We start from the raw sequence: 19,176 nt of genomic DNA on the forward strand, positions 1-19,176 counted from the left end.
CATCGGTTGCCGCTGAAACTGAACGTCCTTCGGCCGAACGGAAGCCGCTCGGCCGCCCGATCCGAATCCGGCGGATGGAAGCAGGCCGGATTCGGATCCCAAGCGTCCGGCTACTTCGCCCTGCGCTCAGCCAGCGCCTCTTCCGCCTCCTTCATCTGAGCGGAAGTCAGGCGGTGCAGGAAGAAGAAGACGACGAAGCAAACGATCATGGCGATCGCCGGCACCATGAAGGTCATAAACGTAATACCCTGCACCATGGCTTCGGACACCACCTCGACCGATGCGCTGTAACCGATCGATGCCAAACCGAAACCGATGATGGCGCCCTGGAACATCTTGCCGATGTTCGGGCACCACTGGATCGTGCCCATGATGAATGCCTTGGCGCTTTCGCCCTTCTTGTATTCCTGATAGGTAATGGCGTTCGCCATGCAAGAGAACTCGACGGCCATCATCATGTTGCCGCCGAAGAAGCTGACGACGATCGCAACCGTGAAGACCAGCGTCGAAGACGCCGCACCGAAGTAGCCGAAAATCATCGAGACGATTACGATGGCGATGCCCGTCAGGTAGGTGATGCGGTTGCCGAGCTTGCGGGCAATCGCCTCGCCGCAGAACGTGCCGACCAAGCCCGCAGCGTTAGCCAGCGTAAGGCAGCCGGCGTAGAGCATGGGTTGATCGAACACCACGGTGCAGTAGTACACGGCCATGGCTCCGAGCAGCATCGACCATATGGCACGTCCGACCTCGCCGATGAACAGGCCCAGCGCAGGCAGATTCGTAAAGAAGTACTTGAGGCACTTCCAGATGGACACCTTCTCGATATCGCTCGGAATCTCCTCGGCCTTCCGACCCGCCTTCTTGGCCTCGGCGCGCTTGCGGCAGTACTCCTCGGTCGGATCCATGCCCTTGAACATCTTGAACAGGTAGACGTATGCGAGCACGAAAACGATGCCCCAGATAAACGCCGTGATGGTATAGCCGATTACCGTATCGGGGCGCGTGTTGGAAGCAACATCGCCGCCGGCAAAGAAGATGATCATGGGCAGCGAGACCGCAGCGAACAAGAGCTTGATGATCAGGTTGCCCTGAGCCTTGCGGGCAGACATCAGCGCTCGGTCGGCTTCGGTCCTCGATGCGACCGTGATCATCGACGTTGCAGAAATCATGAACAGGTTGATGAAGAACTGGCCGATAATGTAGCAGCCGCCGATCAGTACGGCTTGGGCCACACTGCCGGTCTCGACACCGATCCAAGTCCAATCGGTCCAGGCGCCCATGATGAAGACCAGAGCGCAAACGGGCGCAAACAGCATGTAGGAGCGGTATTGGCCCCAGCGCAGCCACACGCGCTCGATGATAACGGCGGCGATGAACACGATGATCCACGCCATGAAGCTCGATATGGTGGTCATGGTGCCCATCAATGCAGGATCCATGCCCACCGCGTTCGTAAGGAAGTAGTTCCAATACGAACTCAGCATTTGATTCCACCCGGAGAAGAACATCATGCCAAGGCCGTACATAAGCCCCATTTTCTGAGATATGGCGTTCGTGATCTTCCCTACAGCACCTCCCTGAGGTTCGGGAGCGGAAATCGTCGTATCGGTCATGTTTTAACCCCTTTTCCTCCTCGCACGCAAAGGTGCGATGCCTTTGATGTCAACTGCATCCTTGATGCGCACAGCCCCCGTGGCGCAAATCACCTCCCGTTTTGATGCCGAGTCGCAAAGGACGTTCGAAAACGGCTCCCGAACGGGCCCGGCATCGGATCAGCCTTCGACGATCATTGTTTCCATCAGCCAGGACAAGGCTTTCTTGCGGCGAATGCTCTCGCCGAGCGACGCTCGGTAACCGCGCCGCTCGAACTCCTCGTCTGGCAGTGTGGCTAGAGTTTGGGGAAGAGCGGCCTTTGCTTCGGCGATCTCGTCGCACGTTTCCGCAATCCCCCTCTTCCGCGCAAGCGCATCGAGCGCCAAATTCTGGCGAAGCGTCTCGGCCGCCTGCATGAACACGTTCATGTTGAATGCATCTTTCGTGGTGCCGTGCTCGTCGCAGTACTCTTCGAGCGTCATTCCCTTGGCGTCGATCGAGCTCAGGGTGGATGCCATCAGCGATTCTTTCGCTTCCTGGTACATCTCGTCGGGAATGGTGCCGACGAGCCTTTTTTCCAGAGCCGATCGAACCCGGAACACAAGCTCCTGCTGTTCGACCTTCTCCTTTTGCTGCTCCAAATCGGCACGTATGCGAGCACGAAACCCTTCGAGGTTTCCGAACTGGGGCAGCACGCGCTCGACCCACTCGTCGTCGACGACGGGTACAACCCGCTTCTGCACCTCGTACAACCTGACCGAGGCCCGATAGCTATCCGGTTTTTCGCCGACGGCCCCGTCATCTGCATCGAACGAGAAGGAGCGTTCCTCCCCGGGGGTCATACCGCACACGCCGTCGATGAACCCCTGCGGAACGCACCCCTCGGAAACCTCGACGCGCCGCCGCAACCCCGAGAGGCTTTTGCATGGAGCGCCGTTTTTCAGCATGTCTACGTCCATGAGCGCGAAATCCCCCACGCGAACATCCGCATGATCGGCGCTCTGGAATTCAGCGCACTGCTGGGCGGAAAAAGCTACCTGCGCATCCACGTCGCTCTCTTCGACCGCGACGACGGGACGCTGCACCCTCACGGGCCCCGCATCGAGAAGCGAAAGCTCGGGGCGGGGCGTGAGGTTGGCAACGAACGAGAAGGCACGGCCGAATGCCGGAACCTCCTTCGCATGGACGCCCGGCGCAAGCACGGTATCGATGCCGAGTTCGCGCACGGCCTCCATCGTAAGTCGATTAAGCAGGAAATCCTTACTTGCCGCCCGGACTTCCTCCTCGCCAAGGGCATCTGCCAAAGCAAGGCTCAACGACGAGCAGTCTCCCGATGCGGCATCGATGCCCCTGACGCGCGCCATCAAACGATAGAACTCGTCAAGCAATTCATCGACCCGATCGGCCCCGACCTCGATTTCAACCTCGATGCGCTGCCCGCCGTCTTTTTCCTCGGCAGCAAGTTTCAAGAACCCAGCTTGAACCATGATGATATCTCCCCCATCGATCCTCGTTCAACGCTCCGCACAACCGCGCTTTCCTACACGCTCAGTCGATTCCCCTATGCGCTATCGGGCTCCGGGAGCCTTCGGCGCCCCGGGGGCAGCAGGCGCTCCCGGCGCTTTCGGAGCCCCGGGAGCGCTCGGCGCGGGCGGTCGGCCGGGAGCACCCATGGGACGCGGGCTGCTGGAGGCGAGCTCGGTTCCGCATTCCTTGCATTCCGTATCGAAAAAGCTGTTCTCGGCCCCGCATTTCGGGCATTGTTTCGTTGCTGCTTGCGCATCTGCCGGTCTAAAACACATGAAAAGCTCCTTTACGCTTGCTCGCCTGCGCCATCGGTGCGACGACGCTGCGATTACTTGACTTTCTCCCCGTTTTTCTGGGCTTTGTAATACCTGCCCAAGGGAACGATTTCCCCTTTCTCATCGGGACTTTCGTCTCCAGTGATTCGGTAGTACACGATCTCGGGCATCATCTCGACTTCGTTGAGCCATTCGTAGCGGTAGTACAGCTCTCCGTCGAGCAGATACGCCTCCACCGTCGACTCGGCAGCCAACAGGTCGGCATATGCGTCCATGATCTTCTGGCGATCCATCACAGCCCCCTTCCTCCCGCCTGCCGAAGTCGGCTGGCAGGCGCGCGATCATTCTGTCTCCAATCGGGTTGCGTCCCATCGCCCGCCAACCAGGCGGCGGGACGCGTTGCATGCCTATTTCAGCTTGTCTCCCTTTTGCGCTTCATGGAACTCGACGGTTGTCACCTGCACGGGCTCGGTTGCCCCATCGGCGATCTTGTTGAAGGTGATCTGCCCGGGTTCCGTCACCGGGTCGGCGGCATCATAGCGGTAGTACAGCGCACCGTCTTTTATGTACGCTTCCACGCAAAGCCAATCGCTCACGAGATCCATGTACTTCTCGGCAACGTCTTCTCTGTTCATACGATCTCACTCCTATTCCTCGCACGGGGTGAAAAGCACCATGTGCGACGAGGTCATCCGCTTAGCCAGTTCCTCCACCGGGCCGTATTCCATGCAAAGGCCCTGACAGTGGTGCACGCACGTGGGCAGACGGCCCTCCTTCACGCGATCGGCACACAAATCGCAGCGATCGGTCGGCGTGGGAATGAAGTTGAACTCCCACGTGTTTTCCTTGACAAGATCGGGACCCTGCTGCGTGAGCTTGATGCCCCATTCCCCCTCTTGAAAACCATGCTCCACCTTGCATGCCATCTCGCAGCTGTGGCATCCGGTGCAGAAGTTGTAATTGATAAGCAAGCCGTTCAACATGATTCCTCCTCCCTACCGGTTCACGACTTCGAATTGATTGCGGCCTACGTTTTCGGGCATATCGCCCTTAGGCTCGGTTCCGTCTTCGACTTTGTAGACCTTGCATAGTTGGGTCTTGTACGAAGATCCGTAGCCCGCAGTCGCCATATCGTTTTGGATGGTCAAGCAGTTGATGTTCGAATCGAACGCACCGTACAGACCGTCTTCGAGCTTCCCCGAGCGCTCGGGGAACCACCACCCGTGCTCGGCCATGATCGTGCCCTTCAAAACACCGTCGGACACCTCGGCTTTCTGCATGATCTTGCCCCACTGGTTCTCCAGGTACACCCAATCACCGTCGCGGATGCCCAGCTCCTCGGCGTCCTGGGTGTTGATCTCGCACAGGGGCCACGGGTGGAACTCGCGCATCGATTTGAGCTGACGGTGCTCCGAATGGAAGAATTCCCAGCTCCTACGCCCCGTCGTAAGCACGAAGGGATATTCTTTCGCCTCTTCGGGAGCCGAAACGGGGCTGCACGTGGGTTCCTTGAAGCTCGGCAGCGGATCGATACCCGCCGAATCGTACATGGTGCAGTACAGCTCGATGCGTCCCGTAGTCGTATTGAAGCCCGGCTGATGATCGAAGCGCATATCGCCCGTCTCGTATTTGCGGTATTGGAACTTCGGATACACGAGCGTCTTCTCTTGCAGTTCCTCCCACGTAATGTCGAACGGCATCGAAGAGAGATTCTTCATAACGTATTCGTTCATCTCGGGAACCGTATCCCAGAAGAACATATCGGGATTGAGGATCTGACCGAGCTCGAGCATGATCTGCTCGTCTCCGCGCGCATCGCCCGCTTGCAGGATCTTGTTGATGGCGCGCAGCGGCGTAAACCAAGCGCGGATGCCCCACCGCTCGCAGCCCATGGCGATGGGCAGAACGATATCGGCGCAGCCAGCAGCGGTCGGCGTCATGAAAAGGTCGCACACCACGACGAACGGAACCTTCTGCCACGCTTCGTACACGCGCTTCGATTCGCCCGCCATGTTGATGAAGCTGTTCGTGGAGCACAGAAAGCCCATCTTGATGGGATAGGGCTCGCCGGTCTCCATTGCGAGCAGGATGTCGTCGCCCATGGAGTGAGGACCGAACCCGACCGTGCGCAGCGCGTACTTCCCATCGCCCAAGCGGCCCTCGCGCACTTCCTTGCCCATGCCCTTGCAGATGTTCTCGCGGATATCGGATTGAACATGGCCGTACTTCACGTTCACGAAACCACCCGGAACGTCGATGGAACCCGTGAGAACCTCGACGGCCGCAACGGCCAGCGAAGCACCGACAGCCCACTTCGTCTGGTCGAGCGGCAATCCCCACTGCAGGGCGACCGTTCCAGCAGACCCCAGATAGCGGGCCGCTTCGACGATTTTCTCTGCGGGAACCCAGGATATCTTCTCGACGACCTCGGGCGTATAAGCGGCGGCACGTTCCTCCAAAGCCTCCATCCCGTACACCCACATGTCGCAGAATTCCTTGTCGTACAGGTTTTCCTCGAGCATGACATGGCAGATGCCGAGCGCGACGGCGGCATCGGTACCGGGACGAAGCTGCAAGAATATTTCGGCGTGCGCCGCCATCCAGGTCACACGGGTATCGACCACGAACAGCTTCGAACCGTGCTGCATGCAGTCGATGATCCAGTGCCCGAAGAACCCGTCGGCGTTGGACACGACCGGATTGCAGGCCCAGTTCAAAATCACATCGGGACGGCGATATTCGGGATCGTCGAATCGGTCGGCTGAAAGCTGAGCGCAATCCGCAATGAAATCGGAACCGAAAATAGCGTTCATGGCCTGCAGACGCGGCGTATAGCAGCAGTCGCCCGAAAGCATGCCAGCCGTATCGTTGGGGGTCTTGAATCCGGCGAATGCGAGCGAAGACGTCTGCCATGTGGCATTGCGCCCCGTGCCGATGCCCGTCACAATGGATTTGGGACCGTACTCCTCGGTAACCTCGCGGGCTTTTTCAGCGATGATGGCATACGCCTCGTCCATCGTGATCTCTTCCCACTTGTTCTCGCCGCGCTCTCCCACGCGCTTGAGCGGATGCAGAATGCGGTCAGGGTGATTCACCGCCTCGACCATCGCCAGGCAGCGCATGCACAGCCGGCCCTCGTTCACTGGAGAGCGGGGATCTCCCTCTATCTTCACGAGCTTGTCGTCTTTGGTGTAGAACAAAACATTGCATCCTTGATGGCAGCCAGGTCCCGACCACTGGCAGCTTCGCGTGACCGTCGTATCCCCTTCCTGCCATTGCCACTCATCGCGATAGAGATCAGGATTCATTCCTTTTCTCATGCAAACTCCTCTCTCGCCCCAAGCGGACGCCGCCAACGATCGCACGTGACCCGCAGCACATGGCGCCGACCGCCGATTAACCTCATCGACGAGTGATTGTAAAAGGATGGGAGGGCATATGAAAAAGTCCGATTCGACCCCCTGGGGGCAAGGTGTCGGCATAGTTGGATTTCCGATTCCCGCCGCTGGATGAGGCGCTGCGCTATCCAAACGATGCCGAAACGGAATAAGCGCCATTCCGCGATGCGACGCGCCCGACGACGGCTTCGGCGTCAGCCGATACGACCCAATGGCTGTACTGGATAAACGACATGTCTTATGGTAACGTGTTCCAACAATGGCCGGCGATCGGCGGCGCCGACCCGGCTCTCGCAAGCACATCGGCCATGCGATCCCATAATTCGATGGCAACGAACAGGAGCAACCATGCAGGATCACGACGCCCGGGTTCCCGAAGAAGCAAAACCCAGCGATTCAGATGTTCCCAACCAAGCCGAAACCCCCTGCGATCCCGATGCCCCGCTCGACAACAGGAAGATCCCGCTGCCGCTGAAGATATTCGGCATACTGTGCCTCATCGGCGGCATTGCCGTTTTGCCGTTGATAGGCCTTCTCGTTTTCGTGATGGTCGAAGCGTTTCAGGAGGGCATGTTCTCCGACGATTCCATCGTGTCGAACATCCTGTTCTTCGCCCAAATCGGGCTCATGGCCGCCCTCACCATCCTGTTCATCATCCTCGGTGCGCGCCTCATGCGCAACAAACGCCGTGGGGCCAGACAGGTCGCCGAAGTGCTCATGGTGCTCGTGATCCTCATCGTTTTATGCGACATGATGCTGTTCGGCTTAAACGAAGACGATATCTTCTACGCCGTGATTTTCGTGATCCTCATTGCTCTCTCAAGCTACATCGATCCCTCGCTTGCCGAAGAGCGCGAGCTGCAACGCAAGCTGCGCCTCATGGAGGACCGCTCGCAGGCCGAGCTCGGCGACCGAGCGGGCCGCGACCTTTCGGGAGAAGGATTCATCACGCTGAACTTCTTCAACATCTTCTGGATATTCGTCGTCTGCTGCGTGATCGGGCTCATCCTCGAAACAATTTACCATTTCATGCTGTTCGGAGGCTACGAAGACCGGGCAGGGCTCCTGTTCGGCCCGTTCTCCCCCATTTACGGCTTCGGCGCCGTCCTCATGACCGTCGCCCTGAATCGCTTCCACGACAAGCCCATTATCATCATCTTCCTCGTAAGCGCCGTTATCGGCGGCGCGTTCGAGTACCTGACAAGCTGGTTCATGCAGTTTGCATTCGGCATCATCGCCTGGGATTACTCGGGCACATGGCTCTCCATCGACGGGCGCACGAACGGCATGTTCATGATCATGTGGGGATGCCTCGGCGTGGTATGGATCAAGCTTTTGCTGCCGCAAATGCTCAAAATCGTGAATCTCATTCCATGGAACTGGCGCTACATCGTCACCACTGTAGCCGCCGCGCTCATGATCACAAACGGCGTGATGACCCTCATGTCGCTCGACTGCTGGTACGAACGGGAGGCGGGCAGAACGCCCGACACGCCGGTCGAGCAGTTCTTCGCCGACCACTTCGACAACGAGTACATGGAGCACCGCTTCCAGAGCATGTCCATCGATCCCGACAACGCAACCCGTACCGAGCGCTAAGGCGACGGGGGAACAGGCAGGGCAAGCCCCGAGCGCGATAGGCGATCGGGGCGTCGAGCGGCGTTTCCTCAGCGAGCGAATCGCCCCCGAAGCCGCTTCCCCCTAGTCGAAGTAGAACAGCTCCTCGAACTTCTTGTCGAGCGCGATGCAGATGACAAGCGCGAGCTTTGCAGTGGGATTGAACTGCCCCGTTTCGATCGACGAAACGGTTTGGCGCGATACGCCGACGAGGCGGGCAAACTCAAGCTGCGAATAGCCCCGCTCCTTGCGGGCTTTCCGCAAATTGTTGCGCAGGATCAACCGGTCATCCATCAGACGACAACCCCGTAGAAGCGCAGGATGAAAGTTGCGAACCAGATGAGGGCGACGAACGCGAACACGATCCCGCCCGCCAAGGCCGCACGCTCCCGCGCGTAACGATACCGGGCGAAAAACGTCGCAGCCGCGCCGAGAAACGCAATCGCCATGATATCGTTCGCCGATTCTCCGAATACAAAGATCTTTATCTGACCGTATATCATAACGAGCGCGAACGTGACCCACATGCCGACCGATGCCGCACGATACCCCATCTGCTTCTCGCGCTCGTCGACGACGCCGTATTCGCTTCGGCTCTTTTCGAGGATTTCGCTTTTGTTCACGACCGCCTCCCGCCTGCACCCGCGCACGCTCGCCCAACAATGTGCAACGGCTTCATATTGCCAAGTTTTCTTGACATAATGAAGTATACAGCATGCCAAGTTTTCTTGTCAATTTAGACTTTGGCGAGCAGGGACGGAAAGCGGGAGGCTGCGGAGCTGCAGCCTCCCGGTCGCCTAGCGCGAAGCTATCGTCTGGCCTGCTGCGAACCCGTCGGCCATGCTGCCGACGCCGCAAATGTCCTGACGCGTTTCGCCCGCCGCATAGAGGCCCGGGATGGGATCTCCCGCTTCGGTGAGCACCTCATGCGTGTTCTCGTCGGTGGCCAGGCCGCCGATCGTGATGTGAGCGGCCCACGTGACCGGCGAGGCGAAGAACGGCGGCTCCTCTACCGAGCTCAGTTCGGTGAACAGGTACCGCCCGAACGTCTCGTCCTCGCCCGCCCAAGCGGCCTCGTTGAACGCCTCGATGGTTTCGACGAACGCGCCCTTATCGCACCCCATCTGCTCAGCCAGCTCCTCAAGGGTGTCGGCCCGATACAAAAGCCCGCGGCGCAGCAGCGTTTCCTGACGCTCTTCGGACGGGTAGTCGCTGCACTTCTTGTCGCACACGAAGAATCCGAGGCTGTCGGGCTGCTTCATGAGCTCGGAGGTTATCGTGAAGCGATCGGTCGTCTCGTCGACGAAGCGCTTGCCGTCTTTGTTGACAACCGGACTGTCGCCGAACGCGCCCATGATATCCTCGAACGAGAAGTTGACCGGATCGTTGAAGGGAAACATCATCTGATTGCCCATATCGACAACGCCCGCACCGAGCTTGGTTGCCATGGCTATGCCGTCGCCGGTATGCCCGTTGACGTTTGTGGTGGGAATGGCGCCTTCCGGATACTCCCACTCGGTGTTGTACTGCCTGAGCATATCCGAGTTGCCCGAAAAGCCGCCCGATGCGAGCAACACGCTCTCGGCCTTGATGGTGTAGCCGATGCCGTCTTCCGCCGTCGCCTCAACGCCGACGACCGCACCGTTCTCGACGATCAGTTCGTCGACCGCGGTGGCAAGATAGACTTCGATGTCCATGGTGCCGCCCGCAATAAAATCTTCGTAGAAATCGAAGTAACCTTCGCCGTTGACACCTTCCACAGGACCCGACCAGCGCGGGTATTGATACCCCGTGATCGCGAACGTGGGCTCGATCCATTCGAATCCGTTTTCAGTCATCCACTGGTTGAGCGCAAGGATGTTCTTCCCCACGGGAAGATACGCCTCGACGGGCAGACCCTCGCCGGTCGTAACCGCGAAATCGAGGGCGTAGTAATTCGGCGAATCGAACAGCTTCGCGCTGCCCGATGCCTTGAATGCCTCGAACTCCCGCCTGACCGCATCGACCACCTCGGGATTCGACTGGGCCGCAATCTCGCTGCCGAGCACGTCTTCAACATAGCGCTCAAGCTCCGGCGTCATCGCGGGACGCGCATCATCGGGCGCGGCAAGATATTCGAGGTATCCTCCCGAAACCAGGCAGTTGCCGCCGATGTTCGAATTCTTCTCGAGTACGATGACGCGCTTGCCACCCTGCGCCGCAGCAATGGCGCCGCCCATGCCGCTCGCCCCCGCGCCGACCACGACGACATCGGCCTCGAGATCAACATGCTCGCCACTCGGCTCGGACGCGCCTTTCTTCTTGAGCGCCGAGACGCTGCCGCCCGCCTGCTCGACGCAGGAAGACACCGCGTTGAGGATGGCCATGCTCGTAAGCGTCGAACCCGTCACCGTATCGACACCGAGCCCCTGAGCATCGACGATGCGCTCGGGCATCTTCTCGATGGCGGGTTGCTCGATGCGGGCGGTGTCGCCGCTTTTCACCACGCGCACGGCAGCGATGGAGTCTTCCGTAAAATCGGTTTCGACGACGACGGCATCGAACTTGCCCTCCGCCTCACCGGTGTAGGTTCCCGCAGTGAAGCCGCCGGCTTTGCCCGATTCCCCCTGGGCGCTCGGTGCGCACCCCGCCAGTCCGAAAACGGCAAGCTGAACCCCCGCAACCGTAGCCGCTCCGAGAAACGTGCGACGGCTCATATTCGTTGCTGTGCTTCCTCCCATTGCTTTTCACTCCTTTCACGGCGATGCCGCGCGTTGAACTTTGACGGAGAAAGCCTATCCGCGAAAGGGAAAATGCAGTACACCCCATAGGGGGTATTTGCAAATAAGCAGATCAAGCAATGTTTTTCGATTGCGGAAGATGCGCGGGGTACATGCGAAGCGGAGCCTTGCTAACCGATAGCCTCGTCCTCGGACGGCGTGTCGGATGATGTCTTTTTCCCGCCGAACAGCTCGCCGAAAGCCGCACCGCCCAAAATGAGCACGGCGCCGAACACCTGGACGACGGAAAGGTGCTCGCCAAGGAGAAGCGCCGAGAACGCCAGGGCCGACAGGGGCTCGAGGTAACCGAAGATCGAAACGGTTTGGGCCGAAAGGCGCTTGATCGAGGAAAAGTACCAATAGCAGCCAAGCCCCGTATTGACGATGCCGAGAAAAAGCATCGGCAGAATGCTTTGGGCGGGAATCGATAGTTCGCCCGTATGGTTGAACGCGGTGAACACGGCGACGACCACGCAGGCGAACACCAGCTGCCACAAGGAGTTTTCGACACCGGTGACGCCCGTTGCCTTCTTGTTGGCGATCACCATGACCGCGTACAGCACCGCAGAAAGGATGCCGCAGGCAAAACCCCACGCCGAATCGCCCGTGGGAACGGAAAAGCCGTTGACGCACACCATGCCCAGCAGCACGGCAACGAAACCGACGGCCATCGCCCGCCCGATCCGCTCCCCGAACGCAAGCGGAGCAAGCGCCATGACGATAACGGGCCCGCAGTAGTACAGAAGCGTCGAAACGCTGACGCCCACAAGGCGATACGCTTCGAAGAGCAGCATCCAGCTAGCCCCCATGGCCGCCCCCGAAACCACCAGGTACCACGCCTGCCTTCCCACGCGGAAGAATTGCAGCTTCTTGCGGCTGAGCACAAACGCCCCCGCAAGGAACAGACTGCCGATCAACGTGCGGGCGAGCACGATCTCATAGCTCGGCAGATCGATAGAACTCGCGACGATGCCGTTCGTGCCGAACAGCACGAGCGCAGCGAAATATATGATGTAAGCACGCCTCATCGACTCCCTCACGCGGGTCGGCGGCGAAGCAGTTGCGAGAAGCGCCTCGCGGATACCCTGCCCAGCCATCAGCCATCAGCTGAACCATGATACCCGATCAAACGCGTGGGCGCGACGGCTCATCCCCTCTTTTCCGCCGCCTGCTTGCGATACGCCTCGAGCGCTTCCTGGTATCCGCCCGCCACCTTCTTGAAATACAGCGTATAGCCGACGGATACGAAGGCGAATATCGCAAGGAAGACGATGAAGAAGCTCACCGCGGATTCGATGCGCGGGGGAAACCAGCCCGCAAACCAACCGCACGCGAAGATAAGGGGTGCCGCCGTCAATGCGAAACCGGCCAGCCGCGTGGCGTAGCGCATCCGCTTGAGAACAAATCCGCTGAACCAGAACCCTTGCAGCAGTGCGGCGACCAACACAGCGACCAGCATGCCGACACTCATATCGAGGCCTTCGCTGTGACCTGCATAGATATAGGCGAACACGCGCCTGTCGACTGCCTCGACGTAGAGCCGGTCGCGCTCGGCAAGCGCATACGCCTATCCTGCTTCTCAGACACCACGAGTTGCACGAAAAGGCAACCGCCTTGCAGGTGAGCTTAGTGAGACCTATCGAAACATCGCCTGATTTTCCGAGTTGCTATCGAGAGACGCAAGGCGGCTTGGGTGCGACGACTTTGCGCCTTCAGCCGCATCAGTTGGTCAAGCAGCGGAATTACATAGTCGTATATTTGTGTAGTTGTGTAGTTGTATATTTGTATACTATAATATACTCATGATCGAGATTGCCCGAACAGACGAATTTGCCCGATGGCTGAAGCGGCTGAAAGATGCTTCAGCCAGGGCGCGCATCAACCTGAGGGTCGACCGCGTAGCGATGACCGGAAACCTCGGCGACTGCAAGTCGGTGGGAGACGGCGTATCGGAAATGAGGATCGATTACGGGCCTGGCTACCGGCTGTATTTCGCCTGGCGCGAAGATAAGTTGATTCTGCTGCTCGTCGACGGAGACAAATCGACTCAACAGAAAGACATCGCAAGAGCGAAACGGCTGAATGGCGAATACGAATGACGAAAGAGGCGGTGGAAATGAAGAAAGCGGCAAAATGGGATACGGTTGAATTCTTAGAAACCGAAGAGGATATGGTTGCGTATCTTAATGCAGCGCTCGAAGAAGGCAACAGCGAGCTCATAAACGTAGCCCTGGGCAATATCGCCCGCGCAAAGGGCATGACGCAACTTGCGCGAGAAACCGGTATTACCCGAGACGGGCTCTACAAGGCACTTTCTCCGCAGGGCAATCCTTCTTTCGACACCATACTGAAAGTCTCAAAAGCGTTGGGAATGAAGCTCAGCGTTTCCATGCCGACATAGCCAAGGTCCCGTAAGGGCGAACCTCTTAAGAAGGGCTCAAAAACGGTCGGGGCTTCGCCAGCATCTATTTCCACACGAGAGACTGACTTCTTGACAACGAACATTCGTTTGCATACTATTATACGAACAAATATTCGTTTCAGGGAGCCGCATGGACATCGCAGATAAACTGGAAATACTTGCCGATGCAGCGAAGTACGACGTTGCCTGCACCTCTTCGGGCATTGATCGCGATGCGCAGAAGGGGAAGCTCGGCAACACCCTGGCAGCAGGCATCTGCCACAGCTTCTCAGCCGACGGGCGCTGCATCACATTGCTCAAAGTGCTCATGACCAACGTCTGCGTATACGATTGCGCCTACTGCGTCAACCGATGCTCCAACGAGATAGCTCGCGCCGCCTTCAAGCCACGCGAGCTCGCAGATCTTACGATAGGCTTCTATCGCCGCAATTACGTCGAGGGTCTCTTCCTCAGTTCGGGCGTCATCAAGAGCCCCGATTACACAACCGAACTCATGATCGAAACACTCGAGATACTGCGTTTCGAGCACGCGTTTCGCGGTTACATCCACGCGAAGGCGGTTCCCGGCACCTCGCCCGAACTCGTCGACCAGCTCGGGCACCTGGCCGACCGGATGAGCGTGAACATGGAACTGCCGTCGCAGAAGAGCCTGCAACTGCTCGCCCCTGAAAAGAACAAGCAAAACATCCTCGCTCCCATGAAGCAAATCAAAGAGAACATCGCCGAAGACAAGGATACGCGCGCAATCATGCGCAAATGCACCACCTATATGGCTGAAAGCAAGCCGAAGAAGAAAACGCGCGCATTCGTTCCCGCCGGGCAAAGCACGCAGATGATAATCGGCGCCACCCCCGAGAGCGATTACCATATCCTCAACCTTTCGGCATCGCTGTACCGCACGCTGTCTCTCAAGCGCGTATTCTTCAGCGCCTATCTTCCCGTAAACGACGACAGGCGGCTTCCTTCGGCCGATGCCATCGAGCTCAATCGCGAACACCGTCTCTACCAGGCAGATTGGCTTTTGCGCTTCTACCGGTTCGACGTGAACGAAATCATCGACGAAGAGCATCCGTTCCTCGATCCGATGCTCGATCCGAAAGCGAACTGGGCTATCAACAACCTCGATCGCTTCCCCGTCGAAGTGAACACCGCGTCCTACGAAATGCTGCTGCGCGTGCCGGGCATAGGCGTGCGCGGCGCGAAATCCATCATGAGGGCACGGAAACGCTCGACCCTGCGCGAACCCGAACTGCGAAAGCTGGGTATCGCCTACAAACGGGCACGTTACTTCATAACCTGCAACGGCAGCTACGGCGGCACAGGGGCTGATTTCTCACGCGAAGGCCTGCGGGCGCAGCTCGCGGCCCCCATTAAAGGCGGAAGCCACGGAAGGCGTGCCGACAAGGCCATCCCCGGGCAGCTGAGCCTGTTCGAGCAAACCGAAGCACCGAAGCCCAAGATCATGCGACCGCAAGAATACCGCACGCTCCACGAACCTCCCGCGGTGACAAACGACCCGCTCGCCGCATCGCTGCCCGAATGGTTCGGCGCATCCGCAAGCGCCCCACTCCGCGGGCCCGCTCGGCCCAGCCGCGAAAAAGTTCTCATCGGCACACGCGCATGACCGAACTCGCTTACGTCTACGACGGCTCGCTCGAAGGTCTTCTAAGCGCGATCTTCACCGCCTACGCGTGCAAAGAGGATCCGTCCGATGTCGTCATCGCAAAAAACCTGCAACCGCGCCTCGGCCAAGAGATGCGCGACATCGAATCGGATATGGACGTTGCGCTGCGCGTGCAGAAGGGCATCTGCCGCACGTGCGGACCAGTTGTATTCGACGCCGTTAAAAGCGCGTCGCTTTCCGATGATCCTGCTGCGGGAAGCATCGTGTACCGGTTCGTTCGATACGCCATGGCGAAGCACAAACCGCATGATTGCACGGGATGCCCGCGCAAAATGCGCTGCGGAGGCCTGTGCACCCGCAGTCAGAAGAACAGCGCACTCAACGATATCGTCCATCCAAGCGTCGCGCCGTTCCACGAACTCAACCGCGCCGTCTACAACGAGCGACATCGCATGCTGCAATTCCTCCGCTTCGAACATATGGAAGGAGACGTTTGGTTCGCCCGATGCAACCCCGCAGCTTCGGTCGTGCCGCTCATCATGGACTGGTTCGCCGGAAGGTTCAACACCCAGGCGTTCATGATCTACGACGAGAACCATCGTATCGCGGGCGTCTACGAGGGGAAGGAATGGTATCTTGTCAAAACGGACAGCCTGATGCTGCCCGAGCATTCCGCCGAAGAGGAGGTGATGCAGGCAGCTTGGAAGCGCTTCTACAACACCATCGCCGTGGAATCCCGCTACAACCCCGAGCTCCGCCGCCAGTTCATGCCCAAACGCTTCTGGAAGAACATCACCGAGATGAAGGAAACGCTGCCGAGCAGAGAAATCACCAGGCGATAACCCGTTGCGCACTGCAGGGCCAGAGCCGCCTGCGCGAAAGAAGTGCGACTGCACGCTACGCCGCATCGGATCGGAATGCCAACGGCAATCGGCGAATCGTTGCAGATGAAGGTCCGAAGCACCCCGAGACGCATCCGAAAGCGATCAATCGCCCCGCGCGCTCCCATCGACCCCGCTTCCGTCGAATGCGGGGATGAAGCTCTCGCCCACCGCATCGCCCTCCTGCCAAAAGTAGTCTTCGATACCGAGGCCATCGGCGAAATCGAGCAGCGCCTCGTAGTCTTCGGCGGGCACCCGCTCGTTCAGCGCAGGATGTTCGGGAAACGCGCGCAGGGGCGTGTACTGGTTCATGAGGCTGAGCGCGATCGAGTCGCCGTACCGCTCGGCGAGATGCGCCACGATAGCCTTCGAGTCGTCGAGCAGGCCCGGCAGCATCATATGGCGCACAACCACGCCGCGCGATAGCACCGGACCGTCTTCCCCGGCGATCTCGCTGTAAGCAAGCCCGCCTATCTGGGAAACCATCTCATCGAGCGCAGAGCAGGCTGCTTCGCGGTAGTCGGACGCATGCGAGTACGCGCGAGCAGGATCATCCGACCAGTACTTGAAGTCAGTCAGGTAGACGTCGACGTAGCCCGCAAGCGATCGGATGGCCCCGGGCGTTTCGTACCCCGAAGTGTTGTATACGATCGGCAGCGAAAGCCCGACGCTGCGCGCGGCGTCGATGGCATGTTTGATTTGGGGCAGGTAATGGGTCGGCGTGACCAGGTTGACGTTGAGTGCGCCCGCGCTCTGAAGCTCGAGAAATATTTCCGCAAGGCGATCGGCCGTTATCGCCCTGCCCGCTCGTCCGACGGCGATCTCGTGGTTCTGGCAATAGATGCACCGCAAAGGGCAATGGCTGAAGAACACCGTGCCGCTTCCCGCGTTCCCGCTGATCGGCGGCTCTTCCCAAAAATGGAGCGCCGCACGGGCAACCGCGAGCTCTGCCCCCGCGCCGCACGCGCCCCGCTCCCCCGCAGCTCGGTTCGCCCCGCATCCGCGCGGACAAAGCATGCAGCGCTCGGGCGGAAGAGGCGATGGATCGAACATCGTGCCGGGCGGTTCGGAAACACACGGCGACGGTTCGGGCGCATCGGACGCGAAACCGGTTGATTCAAGCCTATCGCCGTGCAAAAAGCCCACAGCCACCTAGTTCGCCGAGTACCCGCCGAAGCCGCCGGGATACTCCTCATGGTGATGATGGTCGCCGCCGCAATCGCACTCGTCCCCATTGTCCTCCATATCGCCGTAGGCCTGCTCGGCGCGCGTCCAATCGAGGCCCTGGGCGGCACAGGCCGCCTCTTCGCCATACACGAGGCTCAGCGAAGACACCGCCATATCGGTTCCGCCGATAACCGCCAAAAGCTCGAGCAGATGAAGACCCGCTTCGGCCCCGGGCAAAATAAGGTCGATGTCATCGGCGGCCATAAGCGCCGCGGAAAGTTCGGCCATGCATATCCTCACCGAATATTCGCCTACGAAGCGCTTCTCGACCACAGCGGCATAGAGGCGAGCGGCGGCTTCGGTGATGAAACCTTGCTCGCGTGCGAAGCGAAACGCCCCCGAACTCTGTATTCCCGAGGCGCGGCACAGCGCATCGGCCTCCATCACGGAAACGAGCTGAGAAGCGGTGTTGAGCGTGAGGGCTGCACGAGCGAGCTGGGCCGATCCGGGCGTTCCGGTCGGCTCGACCATTCTGGCAAGCGCCTTGAGCATCGGCAGTATTTCGGCGGTTTCGTCTTCATCTTCGGAAGCTACGAAGCAGATGAGGTTGTCCGTATCGGAGTAAGCGCGTTCGACCGTCGCATCGCGCACAGCGAGCGGCGCCTCGATCGCATGGAGTTCGCTTACGATTGCGACGGCGTTGAGTTCGCGCGCGAAACCGGGCGTTGAAGGGCTGAGATCGACAAGCCACGTTCCCTTGCCCGCCACCTGCACGAGGCCCTCGGTATCGAAGTACACATCCTCGAGATCGGTCTGCGTAGCGCAGAAGGTGAATACGACATCGGCTTCGGCGATGCCGGGCGCGGCCCGATAGCCGGCTTTCACCAGATTGTCAGCCAGCACGGCTCCTATTGCGGTGTCACCCGCAAACACAAACGTCTTGCCCATCTTCTCTCCCCTTACGTCCCTTCGGCTACGAAGCGCGCTCGCCGCCCTTGACCCTGCGCGCGATCTTATCGGCGACCGACATCTCCTCGCGTTGATCGTATCCCCAGAATACCACGGCGATCATGCCCGGACCGACATGACTGCCGATAACGGGACCGATGTAACTTTCCAAAAACAGGATGCTGTCGTCGACCTTCGACAGAAGGTCCTTCAGCCGCTCGGCGTCTTTGGGACAATCGGAATGCGCGATCACCACGCACTGCCCCGGCGCCTTCGAGGCAACTCGCCTCTCGTAGTAGTCGACAAGCTGCTTGATGCCCTTCTTGCGACCGCGAGCTACGCCCGAAAGCGTGAGCTTCCCCTCACAATCGATGGTCAGAAGCGGCTTCACGTCGAGCTTCGAGCCGGCATAGGCGACCGAGCCGGGAATGCGGCCTCCACGGCGCAGCGATTCGAGATCGTCGACCATGAATTCGGCATCGACGTAGTTCAGGGCCTCTTCGGCCCATTGGGCGAGCTCCTTCGCCGTCAGGCCCTTGTCGCGCTGCCTGATAGCCTCGTACACGAGCAGGCCCTCGGCGACCGAGGCAAGCTTCGTGTCGACGATGTAGAGTTCGGCTTCGGGGTTTTGCTCCTTCACCTGCTCCATGACCATGGCAGCCACATCATAGCTGCCTGAAAGGCCGCTCGAGAAGCTCAAAAACACCGTCGGGACGCCGCTGTCGACCGCCTTTTGGAATGCAGCCTGCAGCGTCGGCACCGATATCTGGGCAGTCGAGGGGGTTTCCCCGTCTCTCATGCCCTGGAAGAAATCGTGTGCGCTCGTCGTCTGGTAGAGGTTGTCGGCGTGCTCCCCGTCGCTCATGATGTAGGGGAACTCGATGAGATCGATGCCTTCGCGGTTCACAACCTCGAAAGGCAAATCGCAACAGGAATCAATGATCAGGTTGCATTGGTGCTGCATG

General features: G+C 59.3%; 19 protein-coding genes. 5 read left to right on the forward strand and 14 right to left on the reverse strand.

Features of this window, described 5'->3' with window-relative positions; all coding sequences use genetic code 11:
- Nucleotides 1-110: 110 nt before the first annotated feature.
- From C1719_RS10490 to C1719_RS10520, 6 genes are all read right to left on the reverse strand, one after another.
- Nucleotides 111-1,613, reverse strand: a complete 1,503-nt coding sequence (locus tag C1719_RS10490; protein WP_102375056.1) for an MFS transporter — start codon at nucleotides 1,611-1,613, stop codon at nucleotides 111-113.
- A 159-nt stretch (nucleotides 1,614-1,772) separates the two neighbouring features.
- On the reverse strand, nucleotides 1,773-3,080 hold the full coding sequence (locus tag C1719_RS10495; protein WP_102375057.1) for a trigger factor: 1,308 nt from the start codon (nucleotides 3,078-3,080) through the stop codon (nucleotides 1,773-1,775).
- A gap of 368 nt (nucleotides 3,081-3,448) precedes the next feature.
- Nucleotides 3,449-3,688: a hypothetical protein gene (locus C1719_RS10505; RefSeq protein ID WP_102375059.1), complete on the reverse strand. Its 240-nt coding sequence runs from the start codon at nucleotides 3,686-3,688 to the stop codon at nucleotides 3,449-3,451.
- A 114-nt stretch (nucleotides 3,689-3,802) separates the two neighbouring features.
- Nucleotides 3,803-4,030: a hypothetical protein gene (locus C1719_RS10510; protein WP_102375060.1), complete on the reverse strand. Its 228-nt coding sequence runs from the start codon at nucleotides 4,028-4,030 to the stop codon at nucleotides 3,803-3,805.
- A 12-nt stretch (nucleotides 4,031-4,042) separates the two neighbouring features.
- Nucleotides 4,043-4,378, reverse strand: coding sequence for an oxidoreductase (locus C1719_RS10515; protein WP_219717851.1), 336 nt, complete (start codon nucleotides 4,376-4,378; stop codon nucleotides 4,043-4,045).
- 12 nt (nucleotides 4,379-4,390) lie between these two features.
- Nucleotides 4,391-6,715 (reverse strand): molybdopterin-dependent oxidoreductase, encoded by a 2,325-nt coding sequence (locus C1719_RS10520; protein WP_102375062.1) that lies wholly within the window; start codon nucleotides 6,713-6,715, stop codon nucleotides 4,391-4,393.
- Between the two features lie 426 nt (nucleotides 6,716-7,141).
- Between C1719_RS10520 and C1719_RS10525 the strand changes: the two genes are divergently transcribed.
- Complete coding sequence (locus C1719_RS10525) at nucleotides 7,142-8,392, forward strand: putative ABC transporter permease (protein ID WP_102375063.1); 1,251 nt, start codon at nucleotides 7,142-7,144, stop codon at nucleotides 8,390-8,392.
- Nucleotides 8,393-8,494: 102 nt separating this feature from the next.
- On the opposite strand, the gene C1719_RS10530 is transcribed toward C1719_RS10525, so the two are convergent.
- The 5 genes from C1719_RS10530 to C1719_RS10550 form a co-directional block, all read right to left on the reverse strand.
- Nucleotides 8,495-8,704, reverse strand: a complete 210-nt coding sequence (locus C1719_RS10530; RefSeq protein ID WP_102375064.1) for a helix-turn-helix transcriptional regulator — start codon at nucleotides 8,702-8,704, stop codon at nucleotides 8,495-8,497.
- On the reverse strand, nucleotides 8,704-9,033 hold the full coding sequence (locus C1719_RS10535; protein WP_102375065.1) for a DUF6442 family protein: 330 nt from the start codon (nucleotides 9,031-9,033) through the stop codon (nucleotides 8,704-8,706). Before C1719_RS10535 ends, C1719_RS10530 begins: the two co-directional genes overlap by 1 nt.
- 174 nt (nucleotides 9,034-9,207) lie before the next feature.
- Nucleotides 9,208-11,130: an FAD-dependent oxidoreductase gene (locus tag C1719_RS10540; protein WP_102375066.1), complete on the reverse strand. Its 1,923-nt coding sequence runs from the start codon at nucleotides 11,128-11,130 to the stop codon at nucleotides 9,208-9,210.
- A gap of 170 nt (nucleotides 11,131-11,300) precedes the next feature.
- Nucleotides 11,301-12,266 carry a DMT family transporter gene (locus C1719_RS10545; protein WP_245874499.1) on the reverse strand — a complete coding sequence of 322 codons (966 nt, stop codon included), beginning with the start codon at nucleotides 12,264-12,266 and terminating at the stop codon, nucleotides 11,301-11,303.
- 50 nt (nucleotides 12,267-12,316) lie between these two features.
- Complete coding sequence (locus C1719_RS10550; protein WP_102375067.1) at nucleotides 12,317-12,640, reverse strand: hypothetical protein; 324 nt, start codon at nucleotides 12,638-12,640, stop codon at nucleotides 12,317-12,319.
- Nucleotides 12,641-12,971: 331 nt separating this feature from the next.
- Between C1719_RS10550 and C1719_RS10555 the strand changes: the two genes are divergently transcribed.
- The 4 genes from C1719_RS10555 to C1719_RS10570 all read left to right on the forward strand — a co-directional run bounded on the left by C1719_RS10555 (nucleotide 12,972) and on the right by C1719_RS10570 (nucleotide 16,057).
- Nucleotides 12,972-13,268, forward strand: coding sequence for a type II toxin-antitoxin system RelE/ParE family toxin (locus tag C1719_RS10555; protein WP_102375068.1), 297 nt, complete (start codon nucleotides 12,972-12,974; stop codon nucleotides 13,266-13,268).
- Nucleotides 13,265-13,570 (forward strand): addiction module antidote protein, encoded by a 306-nt coding sequence (locus C1719_RS10560; protein WP_219717852.1) that lies wholly within the window; start codon nucleotides 13,265-13,267, stop codon nucleotides 13,568-13,570. Before C1719_RS10555 ends, C1719_RS10560 begins: the two co-directional genes overlap by 4 nt.
- Nucleotides 13,571-13,721: 151 nt before the next feature.
- Nucleotides 13,722-15,215, forward strand: coding sequence for a putative DNA modification/repair radical SAM protein (locus tag C1719_RS10565; RefSeq protein WP_102375069.1), 1,494 nt, complete (start codon nucleotides 13,722-13,724; stop codon nucleotides 15,213-15,215).
- A complete protein-coding gene (locus C1719_RS10570; RefSeq protein ID WP_102375070.1) occupies nucleotides 15,212-16,057 on the forward strand; it encodes a TIGR03915 family putative DNA repair protein in 846 nt (281 codons plus the stop codon). Before C1719_RS10565 ends, C1719_RS10570 begins: the two co-directional genes overlap by 4 nt.
- 144 nt (nucleotides 16,058-16,201) lie before the next feature.
- Here the strand turns inward: C1719_RS10570 and C1719_RS10575 are convergent, their stop codons facing one another.
- The 3 genes from C1719_RS10575 to C1719_RS10585 are packed head-to-tail and all read right to left on the reverse strand — an operon-like array spanning nucleotide 16,202 to nucleotide 19,175.
- Nucleotides 16,202-17,248 (reverse strand): radical SAM protein, encoded by a 1,047-nt coding sequence (locus C1719_RS10575; protein ID WP_425439807.1) that lies wholly within the window; start codon nucleotides 17,246-17,248, stop codon nucleotides 16,202-16,204.
- Nucleotides 17,249-18,211 (reverse strand): NAD(P)-binding domain-containing protein, encoded by a 963-nt coding sequence (locus C1719_RS10580; RefSeq protein WP_102375072.1) that lies wholly within the window; start codon nucleotides 18,209-18,211, stop codon nucleotides 17,249-17,251.
- 25 nt (nucleotides 18,212-18,236) lie between these two features.
- Nucleotides 18,237-19,175, reverse strand: a complete 939-nt coding sequence (locus C1719_RS10585) for a DegV family protein (RefSeq protein WP_102375073.1) — start codon at nucleotides 19,173-19,175, stop codon at nucleotides 18,237-18,239.
- Nucleotide 19,176 lies beyond the last annotated feature (1 nt).

Origin of the sequence: Raoultibacter massiliensis (genome assembly GCF_900199545.1) — a bacterium.
Lineage (GTDB): Bacteria > Actinomycetota > Coriobacteriia > Coriobacteriales > Eggerthellaceae > Raoultibacter > Raoultibacter massiliensis.